Annotated in this window: 6 protein-coding genes and 2 pseudogenes; 3 read left to right on the top strand and 5 right to left on the bottom strand. The window is 63.3% G+C overall.

Features of this window, described 5'->3' with window-relative positions; translation table 11 throughout:
* The coding region (locus ABSG20_RS23700; RefSeq protein WP_423866936.1) for a DUF8189 domain-containing protein at positions 1-1,413 on the top strand (1,413 nt) is incomplete at its 5' end.
* A gap of 2 nt (positions 1,414-1,415) precedes the next feature.
* Here ABSG20_RS23700 and ABSG20_RS23695 read toward each other — a convergent pair.
* From ABSG20_RS23695 to ABSG20_RS23680, 4 genes and pseudogenes are all read right to left on the bottom strand, one after another.
* A pseudogene (locus ABSG20_RS23695) lies at positions 1,416-1,520 on the bottom strand (DUF3303 family protein); the annotation flags it as partial.
* Between the two features lie 50 nt (positions 1,521-1,570).
* Positions 1,571-2,080: a DUF3455 domain-containing protein gene (locus ABSG20_RS23690; RefSeq protein WP_423866935.1), complete on the bottom strand. Its 510-nt coding sequence runs from the start codon at positions 2,078-2,080 to the stop codon at positions 1,571-1,573.
* 64 nt (positions 2,081-2,144) lie between these two features.
* Positions 2,145-3,362 carry an NADP-dependent isocitrate dehydrogenase gene (locus ABSG20_RS23685; protein ID WP_423866934.1) on the bottom strand — a complete coding sequence of 406 codons (1,218 nt, stop codon included), beginning with the start codon at positions 3,360-3,362 and terminating at the stop codon, positions 2,145-2,147.
* Between the two features lie 205 nt (positions 3,363-3,567).
* Positions 3,568-5,298 carry an alpha/beta hydrolase family protein gene (locus ABSG20_RS23680; protein ID WP_423866933.1) on the bottom strand — a complete coding sequence of 577 codons (1,731 nt, stop codon included), beginning with the start codon at positions 5,296-5,298 and terminating at the stop codon, positions 3,568-3,570.
* Positions 5,299-5,664: 366 nt separating this feature from the next.
* Between ABSG20_RS23680 and ABSG20_RS23675 the strand changes: the two genes are divergently transcribed.
* On the top strand, positions 5,665-6,867 hold the full coding sequence (locus ABSG20_RS23675) for a TrmJ/YjtD family RNA methyltransferase (protein WP_423866932.1): 1,203 nt from the start codon (positions 5,665-5,667) through the stop codon (positions 6,865-6,867).
* Positions 6,868-7,080: 213 nt separating this feature from the next.
* Here the strand turns inward: ABSG20_RS23675 and ABSG20_RS23670 are convergent, their stop codons facing one another.
* Positions 7,081-7,746 (bottom strand): TetR/AcrR family transcriptional regulator, encoded by a 666-nt coding sequence (locus ABSG20_RS23670; RefSeq protein WP_423866931.1) that lies wholly within the window; start codon positions 7,744-7,746, stop codon positions 7,081-7,083.
* Between the two features lie 241 nt (positions 7,747-7,987).
* On the opposite strand from ABSG20_RS23670, the pseudogene ABSG20_RS23665 reads away from it, so the two are divergent.
* Positions 7,988-8,210: pseudogene (locus ABSG20_RS23665) on the top strand (OsmC family protein); the annotation flags it as partial.

The raw sequence follows: 8,210 nt of genomic DNA, 5'->3' as shown, positions 1-8,210 counted from the left end.
AACCGGCTGCTTCCGGGCAAGACCGGCAATGCCAATGAGGATTTCCGGGTATGGGGCAAGAAGCTGCACGCCATGGCCGACGGCGTCGTGTTGCAAGTCGTGAACGACTGCCCCAACAACAGCCCGCCATTGGCGAACCAGTTCAACGGCACCGAGCCCCATGATGCCCAGCTGTGGACGACCCAGCAGAACGCCTTCTGGGGCGCCTACGACAACGCGCACGGCGGCGAAAAAGTGGTGCACGCGGGTGCCGGCAATCACTACTACATCCAGCACGGCGAAGAGGTCGCGCTGTATGCCCACATGCAAAAGGGTTCGCTCAACAGCAAGCTTTTGTCGGCCGGCGCCAAGGTCAGCGCGGGCGACTTCCTCGGCCTCGCCGGCAACTCGGGTAACGCCTCCGAGCCGCATCTTCACATCCACACCATCAAGGGCACCCAACCCGAGTCCGGGCCGCTGCGTCCGCTGTTGTTCCGCGACATATTCGCGGTCGACGAGGCGGCTTTGAAGTTGCCCAACATTGCGGGTCCGTGGACACGGGTCGACGTACAGGGGCCGCCGCTCGGGCCGATCAACGCCTTCATCTGGCCACTGGGCCGGAACCCGCTATGGGCTGGCTGGCAGGACCTGGGCGGGCCGATCCTGGCGCCGCCTGCCGTATCGTCGTGGGCACCCAATCGCTTGGACGTGTTCTCGTCAGGGTCGGACAGCCAGTTGAACCACAAATGGTGGGATGGTTCGGCCTGGCACGACTGGCAGACCCTGGGCGGCGCCTTCAAGGGCGGCCCTGCGGCCGTGTCGCGGGGACCGAACCTGATCGACGTCTTTGTCCAAGGCACCGACAACCACCTCGGCCACCGCTGGTGGACCGGCAGTGCGTGGCAGGGTTGGGAAGATCTCGGAGGAACTCTGACATCGCCTCCCGCGGTGGCCTCGTGGGGTTCGAACCGGCTGGATGTCTTCGCTGCCGGGTCGGACAACAACCTCAAACATAAATGGTGGGACGGCTCGACGTGGCACGATTGGCAAAATCTGGGAGGCACGTTCAAGGGCGCGCCGGCAGCCGTGTCATGGGGCCCCAATCGCATCGACATTTTCGTCCGCGGCATGGATGACCATCTCGGTCACCTCTGGTGGAACGGCAGCGCCTGGCAGGGTTGGGAAGACCTCGGAGGCAGCCTCACCTCCGCGCCGGCGGTGGCGTCGTGGGGAGCCAATCGCCTCGACGTATTCGCGGCCGGCGCCGACAACAATCTCATGCACAAATGGTGGGACGGCTCGAAATGGAGCGATTGGGATTGGGTCGGCGGCGTCTTCCACGACAATCCCGCTGCGGTCTCGTGGGGAAAGAACCGGATCGACGTGTTCGTGCGCGGGATGGATGACAAGCTCGGGCATCTCTGGGAGGGGTAAACAACATATTTCAAGCCTTCGGGAAATTTGATTCCGGCATCGCGCACCCGCTTGTAAACCGGGATCGGGTCGCGATTTTCAAAACGCTCGATCACCATGAACAGCATGGGGTATCTCCGTCGACCGGCTTGGCGCGGCGCTTATCACGCCGCGTCGCTCAACCCTTGCGCAGGAACACGTACTGCGCAGAGTAGGGCGCGCTGCGGGTAGCGCCGGCCTTGTCGCAAACCCCTTCGAGCTTGCCGCCCTGCGTGTTGATCCGCTGCACCGTGGTGACGCCGCTGAGGATGCCGCTGCCGCGGCTGGAAACCACATCGAGTTTCAGCCAGGCAATATCGGCCAGCGTCGCGCCGGGGACGCTGGCGGCGACTTTACCCACCACGGCGCTGCCGTCGCTGTCTTCCCAGTTCGGTCCGGCTGAGTGGCGGCCAATGGTCTTGCCGTCGACCATCAGGGTGGCGATCGGCTCGCGGAACGCCCAGCTCAACTTGCCGTCGGAGCCGGTCTTGCACTCGTAGACCTGCGCGCCTTCGGCATGGGCCGACAGCACCACCGTCTCGCCCGGCGCCGCGATGGCGTCGGGAACCGGCATTTCGCCAGCGAACGCGGTCACAGGCCAACCCGACAGCAGCATTAGCGCTAGCGCGGCGGCCCTGAGGGTAGGCATGGTCGTACTCTTTTATGCTGACATGTTGATCCCGGGGAGCTGCCGGGTCTGCTTCGCCCGTCGCTTATGCCGCCGCCATTGCCTTGGTCAGATTATCCGCGACCTTGTCGAGGAATCCCTCGGTAGACAGCCAGCGCTGGTCAGCGCCGACCAATAGCGCGAGGTCCTTGGTCATGTAGCCGGCCTCGACGGTATCGACGCAGACTTTCTCCAGCGTGAGAGCGAACTTCGCCAGCGCCTCGTTGTTGTCGAGCTTGGCGCGGTGCGACAGGCCGCGGGTCCAGGCAAAGATCGAGGCAATCGAATTGGTCGAAGTCGCCTTGCCCTTCTGGTGCTCGCGGTAATGCCGCGTCACCGTGCCGTGGGCGGCCTCGGCTTCGACCGTCTTGCCGTCGGGGGTCAGCAACACCGAGGTCATCAGGCCGAGCGAGCCATAGCCTTGGGCAACGGTGTCGGACTGCACGTCGCCGTCATAGTTCTTGCAGGCCCAGACGTAACCGCCCGACCATTTCAGGGCGGAAGCCACCATGTCGTCGATCAGCCGGTGCTCGTAGGTCAGGTGCCTGGCCTCGAATTCCTTCTTGAACTCGCGGTCGTAAATGTCCTGGAAGATATCCTTGAAGCGGCCGTCATAGACCTTGAGAATGGTGTTCTTGGTCGAAAGATAGACCGGGTATCCCTTCAGCAGGCCGTAGTTCAGCGAGGCACGGGCGAAGTCACTGATGGAGTCGTCGAGGTTATACATTTCCATCGCGACACCGGCGCTGGGTGGCCTGAAGACCTCCCTCTCGATCACGGTGCCGTCGTCGCCGACGAATTTCATCGTCAGCACGCCCTTGCCCGGAAACTTGAAGTCGGTGGCGCGATACTGGTCGCCATAGGCGTGGCGGCCGATGATGATCGGCTTGGTCCAGCCCGGAACGAGGCGGGGCACGTTGCGGCAGATGATCGGCTCGCGGAAGATCACGCCGCCAAGGATGTTGCGGATGGTGCCGTTCGGCGACTTCCACATTTCCTTCAGCCCGAACTCCTTCACCCGGGCTTCGTCGGGGGTGATGGTGGCGCATTTGACGCCGACGCCGACCTTCTTGATGGCGTTGGCGGCGTCAATCGTGACCTGGTCGTTGGTCTTGTCGCGATATTCCATCCCGAGGTCGAAATACATCAGCTCGATATCGAGGAAGGGCGTAATCAGCTTGTCCTTGATGTATTGCCAGATGATCCGGGTCATCTCGTCGCCATCGAGTTCGACGACGGGGTTGGTCACCTTGATTTTTGCCATGGAGATCGGGCCTTTTTGGGAATTGGTCGCGTTTCGGGGCGGACGAATTGAGGGATGTCCGGCCTATAGCATTGCCGATGGGTTGGCGAAAGCCGGGGCGCCAAGCACTTTCGCCCGAACTTTGGGCTGACCGCCCCGGCGCTGCCTGACCAGAACCAAGCTGAATGTCAAACAGGGGCGTAGGCAGATCAAGCCGATCTTTGGCTCAGAACGCCGCCTGGGTGGCAGTGCCGGCCACCACGTACCAGGTGACGAAAAGGCCAGAGATCAGGGCGCCGGGCAGGCTGGAGCCGGTGCGCCGCCAGGTGAAGGTCGCAATGATGGCGCAGATCGCCAATAGCGGCACGAATTGGATGGCGACGATGGTGGCAAGCGGCACGAAGCCGGGGTCGGGCAGCGGATTGAACAGTTTTCCCGATAGAAACAGCGTGCCGTATTGCAGCACCAGGAGCGCGATGAAGCCTGATGTCAGCGCCAGGATATTGGTCAGATAGAGCCCGCCGCGCGCCGCCGACAGCGTCGAGAAATTGCGGTGCAGCAGGCGCAGCGCGACCACGAAAAACCCGGTGAACGGAACGAGGTAAATCAAAAAGATCAGGAATTGTTTGAGGCTCATCAGCTTGAGCGCGACGATCCAGAACCGGAAGTCGATCTGGAAGGCGAGATCGGCCAGCCATAGCGCGGCATAGCCCGTGATCATGGTTGCGACCGCGATCAGGATCGACGGCAAGATGATGATGCCGCCACGGCTGCCGCGTTTGGGCGCGAACCAAGGCAGCGCCAGCGTGATCAGGGCGTTGATGATGGCCCAGACCAGGATCTGGTTGGTGATGCCCTGCGGCAGCAAGTGCGAGGGTTTCATGAAGATGCCCGCCAGCGCGAAGGCCGGGTAGTAGGTCAGCGCGGGAATGAGCGCCGTCAGCACGAATGCGGCGGCCCAGCGGCCGCCTTTGGCCGCGGTCGGGGCGGGGCCCATCACGGCAGCAATTTTCGGCAGTTTCAGGAACGAAAACACTGGCGTTTCGAGCAGGCCATCGAAAACCCCGAGCAGCAGCGCAACGAAGCCGATCAGCGCGATCAGCGTGCCGATCTCCTTGTAGAACCAGATCTGGTCATCGGCGGCACGCGGCGTGCCGCCCTGCAAGGTCCGTTCGAACCAGTCGAGGCTATAGCCGATCGCCTGGTGCGAAATGTGCTCGGCCGGATGCGTCACCGCCGGCGTGTACAGCACCCGCGCGGTGCCTTGCGCAATGTCGCCATAGAGCTTGCCGGGTTCGATCGGGACCGCGGTGCCGAACAGGGTCTCGAGTTTCGGGCTCTGCGCGACGTCGCGTGCCCGATCGACCCCCCACATCAAATCGGGGAATTCCTCGTATTGCGCGAACACCAGCGCGACATTGCGCGGCCAGCCCGGGGTGCCCTCGGCGGCGAATGGCTTGCCGGTGGAGGAACCCTCCAGCACCATCGCCTTGTAATTATACGGCATCGCTGCCGCGGCAGCGAGCACGGCCCAGCCGCCCATGGAGTGGCCCTCGAGGCCGATGTTGTCCCTGTCGACGATGTCGAGACCGCGCAGGTAGGAAAGTCCGTCGGGGCCGCCAAAGCCGCCGGCGAAGGCCGGCGGATCGCTGTAGCCGTGACCGGTCTGGTCGAGGGCGAGGACGACGAAGCCGCGGCGCGCGAACTCGATGGCAAAGCCATCCTGGGTCTCCCGCGAATTGATGTAACCGTGGACGGCGAGAATGCCGGGGGCGGGGGACTGCGGGGTCGCATTGGGCGGGATGTAGAGCAGGGCGCTCATGGTGTTGCCCTTGGCGCCCTTGAAGCGCACATCCTGGATCCGGATGCCGCCGGAAGTTTGCGTCAGATGGGCCAATTCGCCGCCGGCCAGAATCAGAACCAGGCCGGCGATCGCCAATGACCATCTGCGGAGCATGCAACCCTCCCGGCCCCTCCCCGCCGTTGCAGCCGGCTTTCGGGCTCTTGTTTGCGGTTGACAGCGTATCCGTAACTGCAATGGACACAAGCGGCCGGCTGCAAACCTCCCCACCTTGCGCACTTGATCGAGAGTTAGAAAGTCGCACTAAGCCATTTATGTGACTTCGGAAATGCTACAAAATGGACCGCCGGTTAGCGTCCGCTGCCGAGGTGTTGCTTCGGGTTCCTCGGAGCCTGATGTAACACCCTCAGAGGTTAAATCAGAAAGGGAAGCGAGCAACGGTACTTCAGGCGAGGCCGAAGTGCCGCTCCAGCCAGCCCATGCCAATTGCGCCTGCGAAGTTGCAGCAGAAAGTGAAGCGAGATGTCCGGCTCGGGCACCGACAAGACCAAAGCAGGCATGGCACTGGCCGGCCCGATTGTCATTCTGGTTGAGCCGCAGCTCGGCGAGAACATCGGAATGTCCGCGCGCGCGATGGGTAATTTTGCGCTTTCGCGCCTGCGCATCGTCAAGCCGCGCGACGGCTGGCCGAATATCAGCGCGCAGCGCGCCGCCGCCGGCGCCGATCATATTCTGGATCAGGTTGTGCTGTTCGATACGGTGCAGCAGGCGGTGGCGGACTGCACGCTGTTGTTTGCCACCTCGGCCCGCGCCCACGACCAGGCCAAGCCGGTGGTGGCGCCGGAACTCGCCGTGCGCGAGATCACCTCGGAGATCGCGGACGGCGGCACCGTCGGCATCCTGTTCGGCCGCGAGCGTTACGGTTTACAGAACGAGGAGGTGGCGCTCGCCAATCGCCTCATCACCTTTCCGGTCAATCCGGGCTTTGCCTCGCTGAACCTGGCGCAGGCGGTGCTTCTGATCGGCTATGAATGGTTCAAGCTGGCAACCGCCGGCGCGCTGCCGTTTTCGATGCCCGAGCGCTCCGAGCGCGCCTCCCAGCATCAGATGCAGGCCTTCTTCGACAATCTGGTGGCTGAACTCGACAAGGTCGAATTCCTGCGCCCGGCCGAGAAGCGCGAGACCATGCTGGTCAATCTGCGCAACATTTTTGCCCGTATGGAGCCGACCAAGCAGGACATGCACACGCTGCACGGCGTGATCATGGCGATCGCGGAAGGGCGAAAAGGTCCGGCCAAGGGCGGCGTGCTCGACGGCGCGCAGGCGACGAGGCTGCGCGCGCTCTTGGCCGAGCACGGGCAGGGCGCGGGTCCGTCCGAAAGCTCAACCGTGCGCGGGCTGGCGCGGCTGCTGCGGCGAAACCCGACCGATGCCGAGCGCCTGCTGTGGCAGGCCTTGCGGACGGATCGCCGCTTTGCCGGCAAGTTCAAGCGGCAGACCCCGGTCGGCCGGCATATTCCGGATTTTGTCTCGTTCGTGCACCGGCTCGCGATCGAGCTGATCAATGCGGATGAGACCGAAGTGATCGAACACGATCGCGCCGCGCGGCGGGACTGGCTGGAAGCGCGGGGCTATGGGGTCGTCGATATGGCCGTCGCGGATATCGAGGGCGATCTGGCCACGCAACTCGACCGGCTTGAGGCCGGGATGCTGCCGCGCCGGTAGAGGCCAGATTCCTGATGAATAGACCAGCGTCGTTGTTTTGTGCGAGTTTCGCACCAGCCTTCGGCCGACCCGCATGGATGAAAAAGTTGGATGCCGTGGCGCCACGGGAGGGCGACCACAAGGGTCGCCCCTACCAGAATATCGACATGACGCAGGGGCGCCCCTTGTGGGCGCGCCCTGTTAGAACCGTCATTGCAAGACCCCCGCGCCGCTTCACACCGCCACCAGCTGCGCCGGCGCGGCGCCCGGGCGTTTCGGCTTCTTCACTTTGGAAGGTCCGAACAGGGAGCAGGCGGCAAGGCCCGCGGTGTCGGCAACGCCGGGATCGCGCGACACCATGGCGGCGACGATGGCGCCGTCGATCAGAAGTCCGATCTGATGCGCCAGCACTTCGGGTTCCGCCGCGCCCATCTCGCCGGCCAGCCGCTCGAGGTGGGCGAGAATGACCTTCTTGTGGCGCATCGCGATGGCGCGAAACTGCTTCTGATCCTTGTCGTGCTCACCGACCGCATTGATGAAGGGGCAGCCGTAAAAACGTTCCTGGCCGAACCAGTGCTTCAGCGCGGGAAAAATCCGCGTCAGCTTGGTTTGCGCCGTGCCGCCGCCGGACTCGATCGCCGCGATGAACCATTCGCGCCACAATCTGCCCTCGGTCTCCAGCACCACATGCACCAGATTGGTTTTGGATCCGAACAGTTTGTAAAGCGTGGTCTTGGCGGTGCCGGCCTGGTTGATGATGGCGTCGATGCCGGTGGCGTTGATGCCATTCTTGCAGAACAGGTGCGTCGCCGCGCTGAGCAGGCGCCCGCGCGCGGTGTCCTCATCGCCGGCGGCGAGAGCGATCGCGGCGGAATGTTTCTTATGAGATGATCTGCCCATGCCGCCACTTAATCTGACTGTGTCGTCATCATCAAGCCGCATCTTCGCCGGTCCGCGGCTGCGCTGAAAATAATCGCAACGAGCCGGCAATTGCATCAGGCTTAAGCAGTTCTGCCCTGATCATTTCGGCGGCAAAAGGCCTAAGCGGCTTTGCGGCTTCGGGTTTTCCCTGGCACGGGGTCTGGCACGCTTCATGCAGGATACAGACCGTTCGGTATCCTACCCCCTAGGGAGAAAATGAATGACCGCGGTCGCTCAAAAAACAGTGCTGACAGGCTGCCTCGCGCCCATCGACAGACAAGGGCTGGAGCAGCTGATCGAGAATGGCAAGGCCAACCCGAAGGTCGTCAAGACCTTGAAATGCAAGACGGTGGCCGAGGGCAAGTTCCGCCACGCCAATTATATCCGCAACCTGCCGCCTTACATCGTCGACGAGCCGCCGGGCCTGCTCGGCGACGACACCG

The organism is Bradyrhizobium sp., from assembly GCF_049512235.1.
GTDB lineage: Bacteria > Pseudomonadota > Alphaproteobacteria > Rhizobiales > Xanthobacteraceae > Bradyrhizobium.
Note: the sequence above shows the minus strand (reverse complement) of the source record. Positions and strands in the feature narration are given on the sequence as shown.

Coding starts and splice junctions, on each gene's coding strand:
- ABSG20_RS23690 (WP_423866935.1), bottom strand. CDS start 2,080: ATGCCTACCCTCAGGGCCGCCGCGCTAGCGCTAATGCTGCTGTCGGGT.
- ABSG20_RS23685 (WP_423866934.1), bottom strand. CDS start 3,362: ATGGCAAAAATCAAGGTGACCAACCCCGTCGTCGAACTCGATGGCGAC.
- ABSG20_RS23680 (WP_423866933.1), bottom strand. CDS start 5,298: ATGCTCCGCAGATGGTCATTGGCGATCGCCGGCCTGGTTCTGATTCTG.
- ABSG20_RS23675 (WP_423866932.1), top strand. CDS start 5,665: ATGTCCGGCTCGGGCACCGACAAGACCAAAGCAGGCATGGCACTGGCC.
- ABSG20_RS23670 (WP_423866931.1), bottom strand. CDS start 7,746: ATGGGCAGATCATCTCATAAGAAACATTCCGCCGCGATCGCTCTCGCC.